The sequence below is a fragment of the Lysinibacillus telephonicus genome (genome assembly GCF_039654155.1).
GTDB classification, from domain to species: domain Bacteria; phylum Bacillota; class Bacilli; order Bacillales_A; family Planococcaceae; genus Ureibacillus; species Ureibacillus telephonicus.
Window position 1 is genome coordinate 2562475 of the sequence record NZ_CP155468.1, and the last position, 26083, is coordinate 2588557.

The following is a 26083-nucleotide window of genomic DNA, read 5'->3' on the forward strand; positions in this document are numbered from 1 at the left end:
TCCTTATTTTTTACAACCAGGACTTTTTATTTTATTTGCAAGATCTTCTCCTGCATCTTCAAAAGCTTTTATTATATCAGCTTCTGTTTTGAAAAAATCTAATTCTTTACCATGTGGAACTACCAGTACCTGTAAGGACTCCAATTGATAAGATGATAATTTTCCTGAACCTAAATGTTGTCTTAATCTTGTATATAAATTATTAGCCTTACCAACATACCATTTAGTAATACCATCTCTTACATCAATTGTCCTAAACATATATGCTCCACCGGATTTTTTACTTTCTCCCAATATTTCTTTTAAATACGCTCTATCAACCGGATTTGTAGGGGCTAATCCAAAAGCATCATATAAAATATTTGGGTCCTTTACATACCCATAAAGCGTAGGATTCCCACCCGCAAGTCCAATCGGGTCAATTTGAGTATAATTCCCCTGTTCTGGGTCGTAGTATCGGAATCGGTTATAATACAATCCAATTTCTAAATCATCATACTGCCCCTAATACCTAAACGGAATGAAATCCTTCTCACCAAAGAACTCTTTCACTCGTCCATAAACATCAAGCTCAGCTGACCAAATCCTATTACCCTCGTCATCATAGGCTTCCACTGGCGTTCCTAGATAGTCACTAATAATACTGTAATGACCTTCACTTGTAATTTTAGCTGAAGGGACGAAGCCATCATTAAATACCCATGTGACTAAATTTTCACTTTCTAGTTCAGCCAAACCATTCTGCAAATCATACTCATGTAGAATCGTATTGCCATCCCACACGAATCTCATCGTTTTTTCGTCAGAACTTTTCTCTATCCGTCTACCTAAAGAATCATATTTGAAAGTAACTTCTATTTTGTCTGACTTGATGACCTTTGACATCATCCCATTGCCATAATATTCGTACTTCCACGTATCACCATTATTTTCGACTTTCTTGATGAGATTTCCTTCTTCGTCATAGGTGAATTTGGCGTCTTTTGTTTCTAGTAGTCTACTGCCAGGGCCGTATACGCGATCTGATTTTTCACGTGTTTCATATAGATTGCCAACTTCGTCAACACTGCGGTATAGGAAATCAAATTGACCACCCTGATTAGACCATACGAGGTTACTAAATTCATCGTAACCATAAGTCACTTTTACACCTGTTAGCTCGTTAACCATACTGCGTAATCGGTGATTAACATCCCAATGATAAACGCGTCTTCGACTATCGCGGTTTTGACTCCTTACTCGATGGTGTGTTGGTCTGCCTGAAATATCATATTGCCATTTGCTAATGACATCGCCAGGTAGGATTCTCTCAATCTCTTGACCGAGTTCATTGTACTGCATGGAAGCTGTCCACTGGTTTTGGTCGGAATGGGAAGCGGTCATTTGCATGACATTGCCCATTTCATTCCGAGCGACTGTAATGTTTGCGCCAAGGCTACTTGTAATTTGGGAACGGTTGCCTAGTTCATCGTAGCTACTTTCAAGCCAATGGTCATTTTGCCACTCTTTGATCACTTGACCGGATACGTCACGCTCGAGCTTGACGGTCACATGGTCGTTTGCCGTCTCTAGCAACAAACCATTTTTGTCATAGCTAAATGTTTCCCAAGTATCATCATAATAATCCGCACGAATAACATTTCCTAGATTGTCATGTTGATATGCTGTCCAGCGATTACCAGGTCGATTAATTCTCTGAACCAATCCCGCTAGACTTCGTTCATACGTTCTTGTCATGTCATCAAAGCCGATTTCCTTGATGATATTCCCTTTCGCATCCCGTTCAAACTGATACGCTTCGCCCTTTTCGTTGAACACAGCGGTTAACTGTTCTTCTGTATCATAGGCGAAACGGACTTTCTTCCCACCTTGTTCTCGAGATGTTAAGCTACCAAGGATGGTGTAGTCAAAGGAAACTTGCGTATGATTGTCTTTCGCAAAAATAACATCGTCGTAGCAATCATACTGTAATTGAACGTCGTTGCCATCTGAACTATTTATATTGAAAATTAAATTCTAAAAATTGCAAGTGTATCCATTTTTATACAAAACCTGAAAAAAGTAAATGGCTTGAGCCCTTTAGAATTCTATGCTCAAGCCAATTTATATTTTTTACTTTGTGTAATTAACAATAAGATTCAAATTATTTAAAGATAGATATTTTACATATTTTAATAATTTGATGTGCTGAACAAAAATTACAGAAATAGTTTTAAGCAATCCCTCTTGCTTTTATATTGCAACGGATTCAATGCTTTTTACTGTAGCTGATTTTTTAATTAAGCCACATGAAATCCTTCACCTTAATAGCAGGAGGTAACCTGTTGGTAGGTGAACGTTATTCCTACTTTGGTTTATATCAATCCTAACTAGTACTGTTTTTTGGTTTGATTCCTGGTTCTTGTTGTAAATTGTATAAACGTTTTTAGATTAAAGTTCAGAAATATAGTATTAAGAAGGGCAACAACCCATAAAATTAAGAATTTATTGCATTTTAATAATATATTTGAAAAAGGTAAAAGCTTTTTGCAAGTTAGACACCCTCTAAAAAGTTATCATCTAACTGAACAATTATTTCTTTATAGAGTTTTTGAGTATCAATATCTAGATTTGATTCATGAAGATACTCATTTAATATTTTGCAAATAGGATATTTAAATTCACTCGGTATATTTTTTATATTAGCGTTTACAACCCATCTAAATAATCTCATAGACTTTATTTTAGGAGGTATGCTCGCCATTGAAATAATATAGTTCCATTTATTTGGATACTCGTCAAATTGGGGTAATTTAATAAATCCTGTCGCTACTGCAAGTCTAATTTTATTATTATCATGATTTATAAATTGTAGAAAAAAATTATAAATATCTTGGGTATTCGCTTCAAATTCATTATAAAGCTGTCGCATAGACCAAAAAACTCTACCAGAAATTTGACCTAATGACCATAGTACTTGTTCTAAAACCTTTTCATCTGACTCATACCGATACCCAACATTAATTAATTTTCGTATGAAATCTGGATTAGATAAAAATTCTGAAATTGGTGATCCAGTCTCTAATCTAGTTGCTTTTTCAATAGTTTTAATCAATGATAGTGGATTTTCTGGAGTAGAATCACACAAATCTTCAAGTGCTTTTGTTACTGCTTCTAATTTCTTTATGTTGGACATTTTATTTTACCTCCTCTATCAACATTTACTGTTTTTGCTTTCTTCATTTGACTTTCTATTTCTGCCTGTGTTAAGAAAGTCCTACCTTTAGCAATTTTGTCAGGACCATTATATTGATGATAAAACCCTTCTGAAACAGGTCTTGTAGCATTATATAAATTAGCATCCGCTTTGAATGCATGATACAATGCTGACCCCTCAAGATTTCTTGCTGCAATTCTGTCTGGAAGGGCATCTAAATAACTTACTTGACTAAATAATTTTTTTGAAGTATTCCCATTACCATTAGCATGTTCTATAAGCCTCACTTGTATTGGTCTATCGGTTATACCATGATAAACTATATTACCAAGATCATCTTTTAACTGGTAATATGACCACAAACCAAATGGATCAAATGAATTATTTGTATTTCTTACAAATCCATATAGTGTTGGATTCCCACCCGCAAGTCCAATTGGATCAATCTGAGTATAATTCCCTTGCTCTGGGTCGTAGTATCGGAATCGGTTATAATACAGTCCGATTTCGACATCATCGTACTGCCCTTGATAACGGAATGGAATGAAGCCTTTCTCGCCTGTATAATCTTTCACTCTACCGTAGACATCAAGCTCAGCCGACCAAACTCTATCACCTTGATCATCATAAGCTTCGACAGGTGCACCAAGATAATCACTAATTATACTGTAATGGCCCTCACTTGTGATTTTTGCAGATGGGACGAAGCCGTCATTAAATACCCATGTGACTAGATTGTCTGCCATATCAGCATCTGTTTGGTTAGAATTCTCCACTAGATTTTCAATTTTATCTGAATCATTCTGCGAAACATACTCATGAAGTATCGTATTCCCATCCCACACAAATCTCATCGATTTTTCGTCTGAACTCTTCTCTATTCGTCTACCTAGTGAGTCATACTTGAAAGTAACTTCCGACTTATCTGGCTTAATGATTTTTGACATCATGCCATTGCCATAATACTCGTATTTCCACGTATCACTATTCTTTTCGACTTTCTCTATGAGATACTATATCCATTTTTTAATCACTATCAATACTATAAAAGTTTAAACGGCCTGAGCCCTTTAGAATTCAAGGCTCAGGCCGCTTTTGAACAATTATTCACTACTTTCGATTCAAGACTTTTTTTAGTAATCTGAAAAACACTTAATATAAGCCAAATACTTATATTCTTTACATAAACAAATCTTGTAATTCCTCATATTCTCCAAACCAATATTTTAGTGCGTCTTCATTTATCCCATCTTTCCCTTTCCACCAATCGACGGGATATAACCAATCTGAGCTATGTCTAGATCTTGGGGCTAAACCAAGATTTATGAATTGATGTAAAAAACCTTTATGCTCTTCTGTTTCTAAAATACTACAGAAACCAAGCGTCTCAAGCAATGCTTTTCTTTGTTCTTCATTTGATTTAAAACCTTTAATTTTTCCAATCTTTTTTTGAACTTTAGATGGTGTATCATTAGTTTCTGCATTTCTAATAATCTCAATAATAAACTTAAAAATATCAAAATCTTTCTTTGTCGGCTTTACATGGGGAAGCTTATTATGCTGTTGAAGTATAAATGAAAAATCATATATGTTACCTGAAATAATTCCACCAATACCGAAACGAATTTTGTTAACAAATGTAAGGTCCACCAAAGAATCGGGATTATTTCCACATATTTCACAAGATATAAAATCACTTTTAAAATCATGGATAGGAAATTGTTTCATAATCACATATACTGGTAATCCCGATCTCCAATCTAAATGTTGGTTACTTAAACTTGCTAGAAACAAATCCACTGTGAAACGTTTAGAACATTGTTTCAATTCAGTAATTGCATTCTCAATAGCTTCATTATGCGTCTGTTCAATTTTGTCAAACATATAACCTGCAGTTTTAGCATACTGAAAATCTTCCTCTAATGTTTTCTCTGGATTCAACAAGCTATAATTTAATAAAATTTTTAAAGCTTTATTATTATAATTCATTCTTCAGAATACCCCTTTAGGTACATTTTATTTTTTCAAATTCTAATTCATCTAAAGTCGGTAGCTTATTTACACTTCGACCATTCAGTAACTTATCAGCTGCATTTAATCTACGTTCTCCTATAATTGTTGATTGCTTCGCTTCTGATATACCATGAATTTTGTTTCCACGAACATTTGGGCTTTGCCTTCCTAATACATTCTTTTGTTGAATGCCTCGTTCTTCAATACCTCTTACCGTATCATAGTCTGTCCCTTTTGGAGTAACTACTTCAAGTTTATCTCCTGCTCCAAATCTATAGCCATCTGCCCCCTTTGTAGCTGCATGACGTCTTCCTACATCAAACATTGAAGCATTATCTGATGCACGACCATGGTAATATGCATTTCCAGAACTATCAATCAAACGATAATTCCAATCGAGACCAAATGGGTCAACAGTGTTATTAGAATTTGAAACATACTGATAAAAATTATAGACTCTACTGTTTAAGCGAATTGGATCTTGCTGTGTATACATACCCTCTTCAGGTGAATAGTAACGGAATCTATTATAGTATAATCCTGTTTCTTCGTCTGAATACTGCCCTTGATACCTAAATGGAACAAAGTCTTTCTCTCCTTCATACCCCTTTACTCGGCCATAAATATCAAGCTCTGCAGACCAAACTTTATTACCTTGCTCATCATAGGCTTCAACAGGTGTTCCAAGATAATCACTAATAATACTATAATGACCTTCACTCGTGATTTTTGCAGAAGGGACGAAGCCATCATTAAATACCCATGTGACTAGATCAGGTTCAGCCGATTCTTTCTGCGAATCATACTCATGTAGAATCGTATTCCCATCCCACACGAATCTCATCGTTTTTTCAACTGAACTTTTCTCTATCCGTCTACCTAACGTGTCATATTTGAAAGTTACTTCCGTCTTGTCTGGCTTAATGACTTTTGACATCATCCCATTGCCATAATACTCATATTTCCACGTATCACCATTGTTTTCGACTTTCTCGATGAGATTTCCTTCTTCGTCATAGGAGAATTTGGCATCTTTTGTTTCTAGAAGTCTACTGCCAGGGCCGTAAACACGATCTGATTTTTCACGTGTTTCATATAGATTCCCGACATCATCGACGCTGCGGTATAGGAAATCGAATTGACCACCCTGATTAGACCATACGAGGTTACTAAATTCGTCGTAACCATAAGTCACTTTGACACCTGTTAGCTCGTTAACCATACTGTGTAATCGGTGATTAACATCCCAATGATAAACGCGTCTTCGAGTATCGCGGTTTTGACTGCGTACTCGATGATGTGTTGGTCTACCTGTGATATCATATTGCCATTTACTAATGACATCGCCGGGTAAGATTCTTTCAATCTCCTGACCGAGTTCATTGTACTGCATGGAAGCCGTCCACTGGCTTTGGTCGGAATGGGAAGCGGTCATTTGCATGATATTGCCCATTTCATTACGAGCGACAGTAATGTTTGCGCCGAGGCTGCTCGTAATCTGTGAACGGTTGCCCAATTCATCATAACTACTCGCAATCCAATGGTCATTTTGCCACTCTTTAACGACTTGGCCAAATACGTCTCGCTCGAGCTTGACCGTCACATGATCGTTTGCCGTCTCTAGCAACAAACCATTTTTGTCATAGCTAAATGTTTCCCAAGTATCATCATAATAATCCGCACGAATAACATTTCCTAGATGGTCATGTTGATACGCTGTCCAGCGATTACCAGGGCGATTTACCCTCTGAACCAATCCCGCTAGACTTCGTTCATACGTTCTTGTCATGTCATCAAAGCCAATTTCCTTGATGATATTCCCTTTCGCATCCCGTTCAAACTGGTACGCTTCGCCTTTTTCGTTGAACACAGCAATTAACTGCTCTTCTGTATCATAGGCAAATCGAACTTTCTTCCCGCCTTGTTCTCGGGACTTCAAGCTGCCAAGAATGGTGTAATCAAAGGAAACTTGCGTATGATTAAAATCACATCGTCATAGCTTTCATACTGCAATTGGTCATCATTACCATCTATATAGAAAATAAAAACACGAAAAAACAATTCTATTTCTAACAAAAAAACATATGTAAAGAAAGAACTTATGATGTCTTCTTTACATATGTTTTAGAATAATCAGCTTTTTTATCAAGTGTATAATAAAGAATCGGTTGTAATACAAGTCCTGGCATAAACAGAATGGTTATATCGAGGCAGTTTGTAACGTATAAAGATACATTGTCTATTTAATTTTTTACCATTCTCTTTCTCTAATAGCTTCTTCAGTATCGATATCAAGCTCAAAATATTGTAAAATTTCTTCTACTGTTTCTCCAATTGAATCCCGTGCAACCGTTTCAATTTCACTATTATTTTGATAAAACTCATTCTGTAGCTCATTAATAGCTATAGTCATTTCATCTAACTTTTCCTGAATCTCTTCTATTGTATGAGTGCTTTCCTCAATAAAATGAACTACTTTAACAATATGCAATTTAAGTTTATCTACTAAAAACGTTGGAAAAAAAGGATCTTTGTACATATCCACTAGATATTTAAATTCAGAATCAAGTTTCTTCACAATGGTTCCTCCTCGATGTAATCAATAGAGTCTAAGCTAATGTTTATTAGAAAAATTTTTATCTATTCTATTACCTACTCATATTTCGGAACCCCATAGTGCCACATTTCTTCTACTGTTTTTAACGGATAATTATCTACACCAAGCAATCGTAGTTCTTTTAATGGATCAATCCAACGGCTATTCTCAATCGATAAAATTAAGCGACGCACCAATTCATAACCAGTATTGTATCCAATAATTTCATAGTTATTTATGATATTTGAGTCATTTCTATCAATATTATATTGAATAATTTCATTACCCATAATACCCTTATCACCGACTATAGGATCAATTTTCACCAAATTATATATTAGTTTATCATCACTGATTTCTGACCGACTCCCCCACTGTCCCCTGTCACTACTAATAAAAATCTCCGGTATAGGAATATTCAAGTTAGGTTGTACATTTTTTACTTTCCCCTCAGAACACTTTTTAAAAAAATCGTTTAGAACCATACATACCCCAAAAGGTTTCAAATTATTTAAATCGAGTGACTTCTCGTTAAAATTATTATTTTCACTCGAGATATTAAAAAATGCAACGTACGGAATATCTAATAATTGAGCAATGGTATACAAATTTTCTTTTAATTGTATTGAATGAACATCATTTTTCTTCCAACTAAACCTTTTTAACATACTAACATCCTTTCTTATCTTTATTTGCAGGTTTGAATATTCGCTCGTTTTTTCAATTCTGCTTCTGCGGCTTTTTTATACTTGTCTCTTTTGAGATTATTTTTTCCTACGGGACTTTGCTTGTTATCAACTTGATCTCTACCATATTTTTTAACATTTTCCTCGAATCCATATTGTTCAAGGCCACGTGCTGTATTCTTACCTTCTACACCTTCACCGTGATATACAATTTCAGGACGAACATCTGGAACTTTAGGATTTGAGGGATTAAATCCTTCAGAATAACGATAATTAAGTACTTCTAGAGCAGTTCGTCCAGTTCCCGGCATACTCGCGTAACCTGTATACCGCTTACCATTTCTTATACCCTCATAAGTAATATGTGTTCTCCCAGCTCCTGTACTTACATTTAATCCAAATGGATCTATCCAAATATTAGGATCAATAACGTAAGCATATAATGTTGGATTTCCACCAGCCAATCCAATCGGATCTATCTGAGTATATATACCCTCAGCTGGTGAGTAATATCGGAATCTATTATAATACAATCCTATTTCCACATCTTCATACTGCCCTTGATAACGGAATGGAATAAAGTCTTTCTCACCTGTAAATTCTTTCACTCGTCCATAAATATCAAGCTTAGCCGACCAAATTCTATTACCCTCATCATCATAAGCTTCTACGGGGGTACCAAGATAATCACTAATAATACTATAATGACCTTCACTCGTGATTTTAGCTGAAGGGACGAAGCCATCATTAAATACCCATGTGACTAGATTATCACTCTCTAGTTCTGTTGCATCATTCTGCGAGTCATACTCATGGAGAATCGTATCCCCATCCCACACGAATCTCATTGTCTTCTCATCAGAACACTTCTCTATCCGCCTGCCTAGTGAATCATACTTGAAAGAAACTTGTGTCTTGTCTGGTCGGATGACTTTTGACAACATCCCATTCCCATAATACTCGTACTTCCACGTATCACCATTGTTTTCGACTTTCTCGATGAGATTTCCTTCTTCATCATAAGAGAATTTGGAATCTTTTGTTTCAAGTAATCTACTGCCAGCACCATAGACACGATCTGACTTGTCTTTTGTTTCATATAGATTGCCGACATCGTCGACACTGCGGTATAGGAAATCAAATTGACCACCCTGATTAGACCATACGAGGTTACTAAATTCATCGTAACCATAAGTCACTTTTACACCCGTTAATTCGTTAACCATACTGCGTAATCGGTGATTGACATCCCAATGATAAACACGTCTTCGAGTATCGCGGTTTTGACTCCTTACCCGATGGTGTGTTGGTCTACCTGAAATATCATATTGCCATTTACTGATAACATCTCCAGGTAGGATTCTCTCAATCTCTTGACCTAGTTCATTGTACTGCATGGAAGCCGTCCACTGGCTTTGGTCGGAGTGAGAAGCGGTCATTTGCATGACATTGCCCATTTCATTACGAGCGACTGTAATGTTTGCGCCTAAGCTACTCGTAATTTGAGAACGGTTGCCAAGTTCATCATAGCTACTCGCAATCCAATGGTCGTTTTGCCACTCCTTGATGACTTGGCCGGATGCGTCGCGCTCGAGCTTGACCGTCACATGGTCGTTTGCCGTCTCTAGCAACAAACCATTTTTGTCATAGCTAAATGTTTCCCAAGTATCGTCATAATAATCCGCTCGAATGACATTTCCTAGATTGTCATGTTGATATGCTGTCCAGCGATTACCAGGTCGATTAATTCTCTGAACCAATCCTGCTAGACTTCGTTCATACGTTTTTGTCATATCATCAAAGCCAATTTCCTTGATGATATTCCCTTTCGCATCCCGTTCAAACTGATACGCTTCGCCTTTTTCGTTGAACACAGCAATTAACTGCTCTTCTGTATCATAGGCAAATCGAACTTTCTTCCCGCCTTGTTCTCGGGACTTCAAGCTGCCAAGAATGGTGTAATCAAAGGAAACTTGCGTATGATTGTCTTTCGCAAAAACCACATCGTCATAGCCATCATACTGCAACTGAACGTTGTTCCCATCTGAAAGAGTTGCTTGGACAAGCCTATTTAGGTAATCATAACGGTACTTCTCAGTGGCTCCTAACGGATTGGTCGTCGCAATACAATTCCCACGATCGTCATACTCCCATGTGGAACTTGTTCCATCTGGCAATGTCACTTTACTTAAGTTTAGATGCTTATCATAAGTTAAGCTTACCATATGACCTTGCGCATTCGTTACTGTGTCAATTAAATGATCCTCATTATAGGAGTATTCCGTTTTCGTGCCATCTTCTAAAATCGTTGCTTGTAATGTCCCATTGTCATTATACAACCATTGACGACATCCGCCCTCAGCATTCACCGCTTGAATCAGTCTATCCTTCTCATCGTATTGATAGGAAAGGGTACTGTCTGCTAGTGTAATCGTCACTGGATTGGCCCATTCATCATAGCTGTATGTTGTTACACGACCATCCTCATCTACTTCTTGCAGTAATTCAAAGTCTTTATTATATTCATAGCTGACTTCACTGCCATCTGGATGCACTATTTTCGTACAGAGATTATCTTCATTAAAATAATAAAAACTCTTATGGCCCAAACTATTCGTAATTTCGTTATAGCCCTCGTGATAAGAAAGCTCCCCCGCTAGTACATTGCCATCGCCCCAAGTTTTGATCACGCGTGCCCCTGTTGTCGGGCCATCATATTGCCAGAAAAAGGAGTTGTTATTGCGATCTATTTTTTGCGTCATTAAGTGGTTGTTATATTTGATAGTCGTGCTTTGCCCTAACGCATCTTGGATTTCGACTAAATCTTGTTCATTATTGTAACCATAACGAACTAATATTTTTCGCTCCATCTGCTTACACAGGGCGACTTCAGTCATTCGGCCTGCCTCATTCGTCGTCACCTCAAGTATTCTACCTACACTGTCGGTTACTTGAGACAAGTTGCCTTGATCATTGTATGCAAAGTGAATTTGATGATCTTGTTCGTTTCTTACCGCTTTTAATCGGTAGGTTGTCTCGGTTGTTTGTTCAAATACATAAATCAATCGAGTATCATGCTCAAACAAATGGTACTCCTCACCTGTATTTGTTAGCGTCATTCTTTCTCGTTTATTAAAATACGGCAAGTTTATAGGCAACATCGGGAAGCCTACTGCACGACCATCTGGTACAACAATCCCAATTAAGTCTTCTTCTTCAAACAATTCTAAAGCTAAATCATATTTAAAATGCATCCCATGACCTGACAAGCCAATCCGACCACTATCGCTGTACCAAACACGTTCCCATGAAAGTGGGATGGGACCAGGCAGTTCAAAATCGACGCCCTCATAAACCATACGCCCTGTGATTAAATCAACGGGTTCAAAACCATATTTACAGAATTTCTCACTTAATCCTTCTGTACTCTTAAACTTCTTTAATACTTTGTGGTTAAAAGTCGTTAAAGCGGCATTAGCTATTTTAATATTTTTCATACCATCAAGCGCCTTCGAAACGGCTTGTACTTCATCCATCATTTTAGCGACTTTATCTGCAGCCGTTTTCACGGGATTCGATGCTTTATTGGCTAGTTCCGTGACTTTATCTAGCGTTTTAGATACTTTTTCATAAGCAGCTTTCATGCCTTTAACTGCTGCTTTTGATGCACTTGCTGCCTTATCCACAGCTTTTGCAGCTTGACTTGCTTTCTCTGCTGCTTTTGCCGCTTTGTTGACCTTATAGGCTGTTTTGGCCGCATCACCAACAACTGGGATAGCACCCACTAAGTTCATGGCTGCACCTGCATAATCTCCTCGTGCCAAGCTAAGTCCTGCATTTGCAACATCCGCAATCGCACCTATACCAGGAATAAGCCCAGCGACATCGAGCGCTAAACTAACGCCATCTAAAATACTGCTAAACAAGCCTTTCTTTTCTTTCTTCTTCTCTTTCTTTTGTGGGATGATGACGTCAACTTTTTGCGTCGCTTCAATCGCTTCTTGATTTAATTTTGGAGGTTGACTTTGCTTCTCGGTCCCTTCTTGATGTATGAGCGTACTCATTAATTGGGTATCAGCCGCAAGGATTACATGACTATTTTCTTGCGCTGACACGGCTATCCATTCTTCCGCTTCTATAGATAGCTCTTTCATTCCACTCATTTCGAGAGTTTCATCCGCTGCTAGCATAATTGTACTGTTGCTTAGAAATGTAACTCCTTCGCCATCATCCATTTTTAATTCCAATACCCCATCTACCGCACTGAAAGTAATATCTCCCACACCTAATGTCATGTCTTTCCCGAAATTGGTTGCTAACGACTTAACGGTAGAATCCGCCATTTTTTTCGATGCTTTTTGCTTCCCCTCAGGTGTGACTGGATCCACACGTACTGAGTTGATGACAATTGCTTCTTCTTCAACGGCACTTGGAAAATGCAATTGGACACGTGCACCTAATTGAGGCATTAAATACATGACGCTATTGGCATCTGCTGAATAAGCAAACCAATGTGCTTTTTCTTTATCTTGTTTTTCATCAATATCTAAATGGATTTTGACAGTATTTTGTGTTACATCAATAATCTTACCTGTAAATGCTGCACCAATAAAATCTAAATTGCGTACCAATCGCTGACGAATACTTCTCTCTGGTTGAGCAGTATATTGAAACTTCAGCACACCAACGTCAAGGTTGATTTCTCGAACCGTTATGATATAGGTTCTTCCTTTTAATTGTACCAGCGTGCCTAACTCATAGGCTTCCGTGCTTTCAAACTCACAAAAGATATAATCTGCTTCGCTCACATCTGTGCCATCATTTTCAGTAATCAACCAATACGCATCCATATCCTTACGTAATTGATAAGGCAAATGGTCGATGGTTACACTTTTCTTACTTTGAGGTGGACCAAGCCAAAAACGAGGACCCTTACCTTGTAGATCAGGAAAAACAACCGCATGCAAATAAGATGCCATTCTTTTAATAAATGCCCAATCTGTTTCCATATATTGAATCGAAATATGACCAATCGCTTGATCATCAGAAGCATTATCGATGTAATCCCCATGAGGATAGGCTTCCACAATGGTATCCATTAACTGCTCATACGTCATACTCGCATCTTGAAAAGAACGTGAGCGCTTCACAATATCCATATTTGCTGTAAACGATACAGCCTCAACTGTGACATAATGCACCCCTTGTGATGCCTGTAACTCCGCATTTTCAATTCTTCCTGAGAATAATATGTCTCGATCCCGTCCAAATTTCACAACGACTTCATCTGTATTACTAACCCGTTGAATGTAGTTTTGAGCTTGCTCTTGTTCAATTATTCCAGTAAAATACAATCTCGCATGGTCATTGCCTCTATGTTTAATTGTTAACTTATCTAAACGAACAAGTGGATAAGGCCATACGAGATCAATATCCGCATAAGTACTGACCATGTGTACTTCTTGTTCTCCTGGTGACTTCATAACTTACCTCCTTTCAATCAATTTGATTATTTAAAAACCTTGTTTCGGTATGTCCAAATCCTCTTGCCCGTCATGGACAATTTCGATTTTCCCTCCACCTGAGGAGCATTGAGTATGACAGCGGTTTAATAACGCTTGCTTCCCTTCTATATGAACATTTTCCATCCCATCGATCCAATCAATGGAACATACTGGTGTACACGGTTTTTTCAATTTCAGGCACACACCGAATGTCGGGATGTTTTCAGGATTTCGATCTCCTACATTCATCATGGCTTTCCCTTTAATATAAACGCCATGATCTTGAGGCAAATTTAAATAATTCAGATGGCTTCCATGCTCACAGGAAATGATTGCTCCATGTACTACATAACTAAATTGCTCCTGATCCGAACTCTCAGTCTCCAAATTTTCCACAACTTTAGCCATTAGATATCCTCCCTTTCGTATCGAACTGTGAATAACTACATATTGACACTGTCCTAAAAACTAGCAGGCAGTAATTTATCATTATTTAGCAAACATGAACTATTGTTTTTCTAGCCTTACTCTTTGCAGCTGGAATCCTAGAAATGGTCGTCGTAACATACTTTCTGCCACATCTAAATTGACAATTGTGAAAGATTCCTTATCGGTGTCGACTTGAAAAATACAATCAAGTTCCACTTTCTTTGGACTAATCACCAGTTCTTTAATTAATCCGTCCGGAGTATAAGTCGTCTCATGGGAAATACAGTTCTTCTTCACAATATCTATAAGCCAATACAAACGCTGTGTTCCTTTCTTTACATCCGTAAACACAATGGCTGTAAAATCGATGTTATCCTCGTATTTCACTAACAGCTTTTTCAAATCATCCGACACAATTCTTTGGGGCTTATCTAAATAATCCAAATATAGTGCATTCTCTTTCTCTACTACTTCCGCGAATACAGACGAATAGACAAAATCATCATCGAATGCTTCACTTGTCTTTAAAGGAATAATTGGATTTTGTATACTTTGATCTTGCCGAAGAATAAAATACTCCATCTTTTCCTCCTTTTACCACCATCACTTTTGCGTATCTAATATTTTTTTGCCCCAAATCACATATGCGATCAAAGTTAACTAATCCAATGAATGTCTTTTATTTGTTCTGGGCTAAATTGAACCTTATGTTGATCTCGTTTAAAGAAGGTAGCCCCTTTTAAATTCGCGCCTGTAAAATCGGCACCTGTAATCTGCGCAAACTCAAACCTAGCATTTTCCAAATTGGCATTTCGAAAATCAGTACCAAGGTAGCACGCAACTTCACCACCCGAAAGCCTCATCGTTTTCCCCTGTGCGTGAGTAAAATTAGCGCCTACTAAATTGGCATTTCGAAAATCAGCATCTTGAATGACTGCATAAGAAAAGTCAACATTCGATAACTGACAATCTACAAAACTAGTACCAACGCAAACACTTTGTTTCAATAAAGCACCTTCTAAGTCACTGCCGTTAAAATTCGCATAGGAAAAGTCCAGTTGGTTGAAATGTTTATGCTGTAATTGTAGATTTGAGAAGTTTTCAAACGTATATGCTTTATTAGGCTCCCTTTGCTCCAACCATGAAACAAGATTTTTTTCCACCCGTTCCCGTTCGTCAAAGATCGCAACATCTTCACTAAACCCTTTATATTCACCGACACGGAATCTCAAGCACGCCGCTCGTTTGAAATTCATTTCAGGTACGCATTCTTTTTTATAGCGAAAGAGATAGCGTACCAATTGAATAATATATTGATGAAACAGGATCACTGTTTGTTGAATGATGCAACGAATGTCAGCAGTTTGGATGGTAAGATACGGTTTTCTTTCGTTTTCAAGCGTTTTTTGTAACTCTATAATCGCCTCACTAAGCCATTCCGCTTCAAACTGTGCCGTGCATTCTACCAAATCGTAATACCATGTTTCGCCATATGCTTCTAACAAATAAGTACACTTGTTTTCTAGTAATGATGTTCTCAGGCAGGATAGATGAATAAAGGCAACTGGCGCTAACACTTCCTGTTGTTGCTGGTCTTTAATTTTCGCAAACAGCTGTGCAAGTGAATCAATGATTGGCTGCAGCAACGTTTTCTTCTCTTGGCGGAACTGCTGATCTACCTTCTCTAGCACCTTGCCAACATGAACTGACACGCATTCATCCATAAAATGCTGTAACGCTTCTTCTCGTTTCATGATTCATGCCCTCACTAATTTGCTCGTACTTCTGTTCCTTTAATCTCCATTTTGTCTTCCATCTTGATGGAATTTTCTTTACAAGTCATCTCAATTTTCTCATTCGCATTAATCATAATTTGTTTAGCATTAATGACGACCTTCTCTGTTGCTTTTAAGTTAATATTTTTATCACTTATAATTGATATGCCATTGTCATCCATAAGTGTTATCATTAATCCTCCACCAGATATGACAATCCGATCTGGTGCAAGTAGAATTTGTTTTCCATGCTTTGTTCGGAGTGTTTTGACATCTGGATCAACCATTCGCCCTGGGTCTTGGCGACTATCCATTGCTGGTGCAGCACTTGATTGGCCACCGCCACCAAGGCTTGCTTGATTGCTTTCTGCTAACATCGCACCAGATTGTGGCGGCGCCTTAGCTACTGAACTAATCGCAATCCCTTCATCCTCACGATTGCTTGGGAAGTAGATTCTTACATTATCAGATAACTCTGGCATCACATACCAACCTGTATTGTCCTCTGAAGCATAAATCGTTGAATACGGGAACCAGTAGGCAGTATTTTTATCTTGATTCGCATCGAAATCGACGTGAATACGAATTTTATCGCCTGAAATATCAATTACTTTTCCTTGAATAGAAGCACCAATAATCGCTTGATTATAGGTAGTGCGGACACTAAAGCCGTTCTCAGGAGTTAACGTATAAATATGTTTGAATAAACCGTCTTTGATCGTCGAGAAGATTTTATATACATACAGTTTTCTTGATTGGAAAGTCACTTCATTGCCTATTTTGAATGGTTGAGTCGATTCAACCTCATAGTACATGTAGTCACTATCGCTAATCCCTTGAAGATAATTTTCACTGGAGATAAGGTAGTTGCCGATTGACTTTTTGACTCGATAATTGATTGCATCGATTTCCTTTGCACCCTCAGCTTGATAAGGTACACCAAAATAAAACTTCGGTGCTGGATAAACCGTTTCTGGCACTAATCCTGTATTGAATCGCGATGCCATTCGTTTAAGAAACTCCCAATCTGTCTCTAAATATTGCATCGTAAAATTGCCAAGTTTAGCCCCTTCGGTTACACAATCTATGAAATCTGCACCTTTTTGATCGGCAATACATGCATCTATTAATTCATTGTAGGTCATACTTGCATTTTGGTAGGTTTGGTTCTTCTTTTTCACATCTAACACATACGTATGGGAAACTGCTTTTACCTCTAAATAATAGTTATTCATTATCGATTTCACTTGTACATCTAACGCCAGCCCATTAAAAATGGGAACCGCTTTTCCATCACCGACAATTTGCAATACTTCAATAGCTGTTTCTACATCTGTTGTATATACATAACTATCTTCGAGTTCACTTGGAATCAGACCCGTTAAATGCAACGTAGCATGCTCATTCATTTGTTGTGTTATTTCAATTTGATGGACGCGAATATTATAGGGCATCACAATAATATCCTTATAAGTTAAGGCTGTTTCTTTCCCAGATTGATTGCCATTTTCGCTTGTTTTGTATACCTTATCTACTGATTCTTTCTGATTTGCCCCAGCAGTTATTTTTGCACTGTTTCCATCCAACGAATGATTAGCAAGTTTTTTCGTATCCATCCGGTCCATCAGACAACACCTTCTCCATCTAATATTTTGTTTTCAATCGAGATAGATTCCATCATGCCGTAAGCAAGTGGCTTCCAAATATTCATCTCTTTTTTCAAACAATTTACCGAGCCCATCGTTACATTCTCGCCTACCATAAACAAAAACATTAAGTTATAAATCTTGCTATCTAGTGCTGGCGTGATGAAATCAAAATAGCCAATTTGTACGCCATTTACTTCTTTCATGCCGATATCTAACATTTCTGCGTTTGGCTGTAATTTCCGAAGCATATTCATCATGTTGTGAGTGAAATCTTCTAATTCCTCCGGTTTAATTTCTTGTTCCATCATTTTCATCGTGACATTGATTGATGTACTTTCACTTGTATAGATATACTCGGGTCTACGGCTTGATGGGTATTTAATATCCATCAATTCAGGTGTCATCATTTCAAATGCTGTGGGGATGTACATCAGGATTTGATCGTCATAAAAACCAATTTTTACAAACTCCATCGTTTCATCCTCGATCGTTAGCTGACCATCTTTGATCGCTTTGACAATGTCAGTATGTAACAATTGGTTTTCGATGTTCTCCATTCGTTTCTTCTGCCTTGCATGTTTCGTCATCTCGGCAACTTGTTCATCCATAAAATCCATTTTTGACACTCCTTTGTTCCGATTAATATCTATTAATCGTGTTTTCTCAAAACCTAGTATTTGCTTCCTTACTAGCTAGACACCTTTGTTAGCTCTCACTCATCACAATCCCTCCAAATTGGCAATTGTAATTGTTTTTTATCATGGGAAATTTACCAGTAAATGAGCCTTCTCATAAGGTGAAATCTTGATAGAGGTATAAATCTAATGCTGGTGTTACGTGACAGTAGAAGATGGGATGGCCATTAATGTTCATCATGCCATCCATCTTGTCGCAGGTGCATTTTAGTAGAATTGACCCTCAATCAACTAGAATTGTTTTTCTTCCCATTCCACGCCTATCGGATCTTGTAGAGCTTCCCCCCATTAACTCCTGTAAAATACTTACTAAGTAACGGTGGAGCTGCCAATTTGGGTAGTCCTTGTAGTCCATCTCAAAGCGATTTGCTATATAATGAAGTAAAAGCTCTCTTTCAACGGTTGCATTATTTAAGCAAAGCATGGCAAACATCGTATCCTCCATCCCTTTACTTCCGATTGTTAGCACTTCTTTTGCAAAGTAGCGCAAAATCGATGGATGAATAGTGCTTTGACCGATGCCAGCATAATGAGTATGAATCACATTAAGGGTATTAAATTCAGTAGCAAAGTCCTCAAAATTTTGATAGTCCGAACGTAGGCGAGAACCTTTTTTTAATTTAAAACGGGCAAGCTCAAGTTCATTTGGTAGAATCTCTGTGTTGTCATCCAACAGCAGTTCGGTATCAAATCGCAGAAAATCCTGCTCCTGTTTTTCAGGGTAACAGCGTAATTTTACAATCGTTTCATTCCCTGACTCTTCATAGGCAATATTACAATCTTGCTCTATATAATAGAGATGACCATGTAACTTGACGATTCCCCTTGTAACTGTAAGACTTCCATCATTGACAATGACATTGGCTCCTGTAAGTATTCCATCGGAGTAGTCCTGGACATAAATATCCATTATATGTCGTGGATAGTCTCGTAAGTTTTCAAGCATTTCTAGTTTCAAAATCCGTCCTTTTTGAAAGGTAGGATAACAATTGATTGGCACGCTTTTCCCCCTTCCTGCACTTACTTCATCCCATTAAAGAAATCAAGCTCAGATAATTCATTTTCAAAAGCAAAATAATGTTTCTTTGCCCAATAGAGCTGTTCGTCTTTCCTAGCGATAGGGAGGACATGGAAGCCCCAATTATTTTCATCTGCAAAGACAAAGAACTTTACCTCGCCGTTTCCAATCGTGTCTGTTTCTTCCTGAGGGACTTTTTCGCCGTAAATTTTTTCGATTTCTTCATAAAGAACATGTGTATAGCTTTTCGTATCATTCCAGTAAATAAATTTCCGTCTGATATCCCCTTCATTGCCGCGAAGGAAAAACTCCACTTCTTTCACAGTCATCGGTCTTGATATTGACCCTCTCACAAGGTTCATTCGTTTTAGTGAGCTGATTAATACCTTTTCTATTTGTGTATGAGTATAAGCATAGACCGAATAAGGAGTGATAGGAGCTTCGTTTGTAATATTTGCTTCAATTTTTCCTAATTTGCGATCGCTAATATACCGAATTGCACCACGAAGGCAGGCTAATTTCAATTCTGGAACCTGTCCTGGCTCCTCAGATTTTTGTCGAAACTCGATGATTTTCCCAGGAACGAATTCTTTCAGTGCTTCACGAAATACATCGATTCTGCATGATTGTCCAGTCAATTTAATGATGGAGTAGTGCTGTAGTCGGCCTTCTTGGAAGAAATCATCTAAGAACATTCGGACGATTTCATATATATCTGCTTTAATTAAGTGATTCATTTCCTGTATATTAAAGACAAGATTTGGGTAGTCATAGACATCTTTAAATTGACCATTATCATAAATTGATAGGAACCATCGATCAACGGCAGTCACTCGCAGATCATTTTCCTGCGAATCGACTTGTTCCGAATAGAAGCGGTTTCGAACAACGCCCGTTTTTCTAAAGAATTCCTTCTTCATAGACTCAGCCAGCTCCCATAAAAAATAAAAATTATGGCGAACACGCTGATATTCTTCACGGCTTCGATTTTCATAAAGCTTAAATTTTGTAGGTAAAATTTCATCCACTAGCTGATACTGCTGCTCAAGTTTTTCGTATACTGAACTTACACCGAATTCATCCACATGTCGGAATATATCTGCACCTGGAATTTCTATTAATTGATCGATGTCCAATACATTTCGGTTTGCAGTGTAATAATGGGCAAAAGTAATTTTTAAATATTGAAAAATACGGTAGGTAATATTATTGCCCCCAAAATTCGTTTCTCCGTTCTCATATGTTGTTTGAATATCAAGTTTATATGAAATGCGATTGTCACGAATTTGGAATCTGCATGAGGATAAATCTGTTGTTCCGCCACCACAATCTATTACGAGGGCGTGATATTCCTCGTTATCTAAAAATTGATTCTTCTCTATTTGATTGGCAATCGTATTGTAGAGAACAGCCATTCCTTCATCTAAAGCATGGTCAGTTTCAATCGTATACTCAGGCAATAATTGTTGAAACATATCTAGAAATTGTGATTTCAGTTTTACTGGGCTTGATATATGCAAATGACTAAAGCGGCATTTTAGTTGATGTTCGGCCGTTTCAATAATGTACTTCAGATAGCAGCGAAGTAGTTCCTTACGGGTTACCTTTGCTGTATTGCCTTGGCTGTCCATAATTTCTTCTTCCCTCATGTAATCATTTACCCAACGCTTTATTCCATGGAATACGGTTGCATGACTACTGAAGCCATTTTTCTTCATTGCTTTTAATGCCTCAAACCCATAACTATATTGAATATTGTTGGGGTCCTCGCAATTCGTCACTGCAATTACTGTTGGCAATAACTCAATCCATTCGGTTTCTTTCTCAGTTGTTTGTGGGAAGGAAATGTAATTAATTGCATTTAGTCGTATTCTTCCCATTATGAGATCATGTTCACTTGGAGCGTTTACATAATCATCATCAATGTATGCACCTGCTGTCGTATTTGAAGTGCCAAAGTCAATCGCAAGAACAGCTTTTGTCGGCTCTAGCTGGCGAATTTCGAGTTCTTCGACAGGAATTTGATAATACCGTAGATTTGTAGGCGGCAATACACGTTCTTGATAATAGGCTTTGTATAAGTAATCGGAATCCTCTTTCCGAAAGAAAAGCAAACGATACTGGTGATTATTTGTTTCTTTCATTTCTAATTGCCCAGAAGTCACAAGTACAAAGCGTCCTGGCTTCTCCCCATCTTTTAGAAGATTTAATATCCCACATAACTCCATTTTTTCGTTGATGATTAATACATTTGACTCGCCAATTCCACTGCCTGCCTCAACACAATATTGATCTCTTCTATCCACTTTTAATCCCTTATATAAAATTAGCTTGGCAGGTACTTGAATGTTCGGATTATCTGACATTGGAGTTCGCAAATAATTTTTTAACGCCTGTTCAAGGTTTTGAAAGCCGTCTTCTTTAAAGTCTTTAATTAGGAGATTATCCTTCGCCCCTAAATATTTCAAAATCGTCTCGATTAATGCATTACGATCTAAGTTGTAGATCATCCCAACGACAAGTTTTTCTTTATGACAAATATTCCGAAGATGAAAGGTCGTCATTTCCTCTAGTTCTTCACGTGTATACGTTAGATTACTTGTTCTTTTTTCTGCTCCCTGATACAGTTTGTATGAATAGCTACCCATCTTTAAATCCTCCCCTAATAAAGCGCAATTCGATCTATTCGCATCGTTTCCTCAACATCAATGATTCCAAAATGATATTGCCAATAAATTTCGATATGAAAAAACACCGGTAAAAACAAATCCAGAATTAAATTAATTTTTGCCCATGCCTCTTCTGTTTCTTTTTGACCAATATAAATAAGCAATTCATCTTTTTTAGTGCAATTGGCATATACAGTTGATTTCGGGAAGATTTTATTGATCGTATCTTTTAATAAATAAACTGTCTCGCCTGTTTCATGAAGACGAAGAATATTAATCGCAATGATCTCTTTCTCAGGCCTCTGGAAATAAATAAAGCTCTTCTTTACTTCTTCTCCATAAGCTCCTGATTCAATATCTTTTATTAAAAAGTGGATATAGAATTCTCTTTTATTCATCCCTTGCATCACATCAATTTCTGCAAGCAAATGACTGACTATATCAAATAGTGTTCTTTTAAGCTCCTCGTACCCACTAGCATTAATATCCAGTAATCCATGGAATATGGAATGAAAACGATAATATGGATTGATTTCTATGTGTAATTCAATTAATTTTGTATTTAAATCTTCATAGCTAAGTTCCATATATGGTGAATAGACTGCAGCGGGCGAGAAGCGGAGGTCTTTCTTTTTAAATCCAGCATTCTCTGCCCTAATGACTAGATCCCAAATGTAATTCATATGAAGACACCCTCACAACGATACTCCGGGAAAACTCTTTGAACCTCTGAAACAAGGAAACTAATCAAATCATAAATAAGATAATCGCCCTCTTCGTCCGTTTTAAATGCCATCTGGAGCACTTTTTTATGCTGATTGACTCGAATGTTTTCAATCACAAAGGGATTCATATCATATGTAAAAGATTCCTTTTCCCCTCTATCCAAAATTTTCATATCAACTAGTTCAATCCGTGTTGCTGCCTCGAAAGAATCGACCAATCTGAACAGTTCACCTTTTGTTCTAATGGTACGTGACTGTAGACTTGCGTAACGGTTAATAAAAGTTTCCTTCCTCTTGTTTGAAACAAGCTTATAAGGATAGTTCCCCTCACTTGTTTCTTTTGGTTGGGCAATTTTAAGTACTTTCCACTTTTTTGATTCCTCTTCCGGAGAGACAACTACTAAAGAATCTTGCAGCCGTTTCGTATACATTATGTTTGTTTCAGTACCATCAATTAAGAAGCCGTTTTCTATCCCGTATTTATGAAGTGATAAAGTATGCTCATAATTGATTCGGTCGAGTGCAGGATATGGAAACCCAGTAGTTGGAACGTCCAAACGCTGAATATTCCAAATTGGTATAACATTTGTTCGCTTATATGGCTCCCATTCTTGAAAATGAGCTGAAATCTCTAGGACAACTTCATCCTCTTGTAGTTCTCCATCGATACTTGTCAAATAAACGTCAAAAAACTTATTGGCATATGGATGATGAACTGTTCTCCAGGAAAGATCATTTTTTATAAAAGAAACATATAATTTTTCGATTTCATCAACATATTTACGATTTTGTTGCAGTTCAACCTCAATGTTATATACACCTTTATTTGTCATCATTTTCCCGTGGAATGAGGGCTTTCTTGAAATCAACTTCTGAAGCATAGGAAAATCACAGGCAAGGAAAAGAGTATATAAAAACACGTCCCGTTTTCCACTCAATGCCGTAATGGCACTTTTTGTGTCAAAGACCGGTGCAACTAAATCCTCTTCAACCATTGGAAAAAGATAATCATGAATCGGATCAATATCTTCCCGAGGACAAATTGTTACATAAATATTTAACATTTCTTCAGAAGTATCAATTTCACTGAATATTCGCTCTTCTAATTTCACTTTCATTTCTTCTTGATAGTTAGCGAGATTCGTAAACAATCCTGACACAATATTCTTTAATTCTCTTCTCTGTTCTAAGTCTTCCATACGATTTAGTCGATCTTGTACAATATCCTTTAATGACATTTCAAAGCCCCCTTTCCTTAACCTTCCTTGCTAGCTTGTTGAAGAGTCTGCTCCTGTTCAGCTAAAGCCTTCTTTTCACTAACAGCCATCGCCTTATCAATTTGGTTGGCATCTTGGTAAAGCTGTTGTGCCATAGAAAATGAAGCGATTGCCTGCCCATAATTTTGAGAGGCTAAAAATTTATCCCCTTTTTGCTCTAGGCGATCTGCATCTGATACCTTCGTTTCTTGCTGCTGCTCTGACAATTCTGATTGCATTAATTCCTGAATTTTTGTTATTTTACGTTCCATCGCTAACACTTTTTCTAGCATATCGATTTCCTGATAAATTTCCTGCGCACCTGCGAAATCAGTCATTGCTTCTGCAAGATTATTCATTTTCTCATTTTGATCTCCGCTTTTTTCAAGCTTTTCGGCATCAAGAATTCTTAGTTCACGTTCTATTTCTGCTATTTTTGTTTCAGCTTCTGTCATTTTCTCTTGAATGAGTTCCTGACCACTCGTATAGGACACTTCAATTGCCTCTTTCTTTGCTTCTTCAAAAATAGCAAGTGCTGCAACATAATCCTTTGCTGCAAGCTTTAGCTCTGCATCTTTCATCGCATCGAGTACCCCCTGCACAGCGGAAGCCTGTTCGATTTTTTTATCCAAATCTTCCTTGCTAAATTGCTCTAAAGCCTTCGATTCCTTTTTTGCTTTTTCATAAAATTCGATTGCCTTTACATAATCGCCCTCACCGAGCATCGTATCCCCTTGTGCAATTAAGTGGGTGATGCGCTGTTTTTTCGCATATAATTCGCGATGTACAATGTCTTTTATCCTTTTCGCTGCATTTTTTGCTTCGCTATATTCCTTCGATGCAGCTGCATAGTCTCCATCTTCTACATATGTATCACCATTGTTGCTATATTCGACCATATCAGCAGCCCATTCAGCTTTTTGCTTTATATCTTTCACGATAAAAAATGTCCCGATTCCTCCCAATAAAAGGATTGGAATAAGGGCAAGCGCAATCCTTTTGAAAATCTTTGTCCGTTTCTTTGGGTCCTCCTGAAATACTTTATTGACCATAATGGCAGCAGCTGTGTAGTTTGGGATCCTTTGTTTTTGCTTGCTTAGGACAATCTCCTCAAGTGTATCAACAAGCTTTTGCCCATCTTTTTCCTCAGTTACTGCATCCAACATTTCAGTACTTTCGACATTTTCCCAAAGTCCTGCGGTACATAATAAAAGGATGTCCCCATCATTTAACCGCATTTTCTTTGATACAAAAGGGTTGAATTTGTTCGGCATCCCCATATAGGTAAGCAAATTGTATCTTTCGTCATGCGTGTCGATACGATCCAAAGAAATTTTCTCTTCATTGGCAAATGTTTGTGCAAGACTTAAATCATCACTTCTTAAATGAAGAACGTCATTACGGTAAACATATAAACGGGTATGACCTGCAACTGCCCAAACTATTTTTGAGTAATTTGAAACAACAACAGTGACACTAGCTTTTAGTCGGAAACGTTTACTTTCGATTTGAAGTTGTTTATGTGCTTTCCGCATATAATTTTTAAGTTTACGTCTCGACATCGTTGGCTTTTCAAGAAATTGACCAATAATGCTTTTCACGACAAGCTCTGCGCTTTCAATTTCTTGATCTGTATCAAGTCCATCTGCCATCACCCAGCAGGCAAAGTCATCAAGCTCAACAAAGGCAAAATAATCCTTATTCTGAATGGAACTCCCTGCTTCGGACAGGAACGCTGTTTCAAACTTGCTGTTTTCCTTTCTCAATGTTACCTCCAGCTCCTTTCGTTCCAGACTCCCTGTTTATCAAATGTGCCTTGGCGTAATTGTGCCCAGATTTTATCGAGCATGCTCGATAAATTACATTTAAAAA

General features: G+C 37.5%; 19 protein-coding genes and 1 pseudogene. All 20 read right to left on the reverse strand.

The genetic code is table 11. From position 1 onward, the window contains the following. Positions 1 to 3: 3 nt before the first annotated feature. A complete protein-coding gene (locus MKY04_RS12210; RefSeq protein WP_126294458.1) occupies positions 4 to 261 on the reverse strand; it encodes a GIY-YIG nuclease family protein in 258 nt (85 codons plus the stop codon). 87 nt (positions 262 to 348) lie between these two features. Then, positions 349 to 492 (reverse strand): annotated as a pseudogene (locus MKY04_RS12215) (RHS repeat-associated core domain-containing protein); the annotation flags it as partial. A gap of 12 nt (positions 493 to 504) precedes the next feature. Further along, complete coding sequence (locus MKY04_RS12220; protein ID WP_185807718.1) at positions 505 to 1818, reverse strand: RHS repeat domain-containing protein; 1314 nt, start codon at positions 1816 to 1818, stop codon at positions 505 to 507. Positions 1819 to 2533: 715 nt separating this feature from the next. Further along, a complete protein-coding gene (locus MKY04_RS12225) occupies positions 2534 to 3175 on the reverse strand; it encodes a hypothetical protein (RefSeq protein WP_126294422.1) in 642 nt (213 codons plus the stop codon). After that, positions 3163 to 4143, reverse strand: a complete 981-nt coding sequence (locus tag MKY04_RS12230) for an RHS repeat domain-containing protein (protein ID WP_281274605.1) — start codon at positions 4141 to 4143, stop codon at positions 3163 to 3165. The genes MKY04_RS12225 and MKY04_RS12230 overlap by 13 nt, the downstream gene beginning before the upstream one ends. Before the next feature lie 232 nt (positions 4144 to 4375). After that, entirely contained in the window at positions 4376 to 5185 is an 810-nt protein-coding gene (locus tag MKY04_RS12235) for a hypothetical protein (RefSeq protein ID WP_126294424.1), read from the reverse strand. Positions 5186 to 5201: 16 nt separating this feature from the next. Then, positions 5202 to 7148: an RHS repeat domain-containing protein gene (locus MKY04_RS12240; RefSeq protein WP_126294425.1), complete on the reverse strand. Its 1947-nt coding sequence runs from the start codon at positions 7146 to 7148 to the stop codon at positions 5202 to 5204. A gap of 312 nt (positions 7149 to 7460) precedes the next feature. Beyond that, positions 7461 to 7787: a DUF5713 family protein gene (locus tag MKY04_RS12245; protein WP_221766327.1), complete on the reverse strand. Its 327-nt coding sequence runs from the start codon at positions 7785 to 7787 to the stop codon at positions 7461 to 7463. Positions 7788 to 7861: 74 nt separating this feature from the next. Then, positions 7862 to 8473 (reverse strand): hypothetical protein, encoded by a 612-nt coding sequence (locus MKY04_RS12250; RefSeq protein WP_126294426.1) that lies wholly within the window; start codon positions 8471 to 8473, stop codon positions 7862 to 7864. A gap of 20 nt (positions 8474 to 8493) precedes the next feature. Then, complete coding sequence (locus tag MKY04_RS12255) at positions 8494 to 13974, reverse strand: DUF6531 domain-containing protein (RefSeq protein ID WP_126294427.1); 5481 nt, start codon at positions 13972 to 13974, stop codon at positions 8494 to 8496. Positions 13975 to 14004: 30 nt separating this feature from the next. Beyond that, positions 14005 to 14403 carry a DUF4280 domain-containing protein gene (locus MKY04_RS12260; protein ID WP_126294428.1) on the reverse strand — a complete coding sequence of 133 codons (399 nt, stop codon included), beginning with the start codon at positions 14401 to 14403 and terminating at the stop codon, positions 14005 to 14007. Between the two features lie 99 nt (positions 14404 to 14502). After that, positions 14503 to 15006, reverse strand: coding sequence for a hypothetical protein (locus tag MKY04_RS12265; protein WP_126294429.1), 504 nt, complete (start codon positions 15004 to 15006; stop codon positions 14503 to 14505). Positions 15007 to 15080: 74 nt separating this feature from the next. Then, entirely contained in the window at positions 15081 to 16178 is a 1098-nt protein-coding gene (locus tag MKY04_RS12270) for a pentapeptide repeat-containing protein (RefSeq protein WP_126294430.1), read from the reverse strand. A 14-nt stretch (positions 16179 to 16192) separates the two neighbouring features. Then, a complete protein-coding gene (locus tag MKY04_RS12275; RefSeq protein ID WP_148103511.1) occupies positions 16193 to 17824 on the reverse strand; it encodes a phage baseplate assembly protein V in 1632 nt (543 codons plus the stop codon). Beyond that, positions 17824 to 18465 (reverse strand): hypothetical protein, encoded by a 642-nt coding sequence (locus tag MKY04_RS12280; RefSeq protein ID WP_126294432.1) that lies wholly within the window; start codon positions 18463 to 18465, stop codon positions 17824 to 17826. The genes MKY04_RS12275 and MKY04_RS12280 overlap by 1 nt, the downstream gene beginning before the upstream one ends. A gap of 301 nt (positions 18466 to 18766) precedes the next feature. Further along, positions 18767 to 19543: a DNA and RNA helicase gene (locus MKY04_RS12285; protein WP_126294433.1), complete on the reverse strand. Its 777-nt coding sequence runs from the start codon at positions 19541 to 19543 to the stop codon at positions 18767 to 18769. 20 nt (positions 19544 to 19563) lie between these two features. Continuing rightward, positions 19564 to 22209 carry a molecular chaperone gene (locus MKY04_RS12290; RefSeq protein ID WP_126294434.1) on the reverse strand — a complete coding sequence of 882 codons (2646 nt, stop codon included), beginning with the start codon at positions 22207 to 22209 and terminating at the stop codon, positions 19564 to 19566. A 14-nt stretch (positions 22210 to 22223) separates the two neighbouring features. Continuing rightward, positions 22224 to 22913: an iron-dependent peroxidase gene (locus MKY04_RS12295; RefSeq protein ID WP_126294435.1), complete on the reverse strand. Its 690-nt coding sequence runs from the start codon at positions 22911 to 22913 to the stop codon at positions 22224 to 22226. Then, positions 22910 to 24193, reverse strand: a complete 1284-nt coding sequence (locus MKY04_RS12300) for a normocyte-binding protein (protein WP_126294436.1) — start codon at positions 24191 to 24193, stop codon at positions 22910 to 22912. The genes MKY04_RS12295 and MKY04_RS12300 overlap by 4 nt, the downstream gene beginning before the upstream one ends. Before the next feature lie 17 nt (positions 24194 to 24210). After that, positions 24211 to 25977, reverse strand: coding sequence for a serine/threonine protein phosphatase (locus MKY04_RS12305; RefSeq protein WP_126294437.1), 1767 nt, complete (start codon positions 25975 to 25977; stop codon positions 24211 to 24213). Positions 25978 to 26083: the final 106 nt, after the last annotated feature.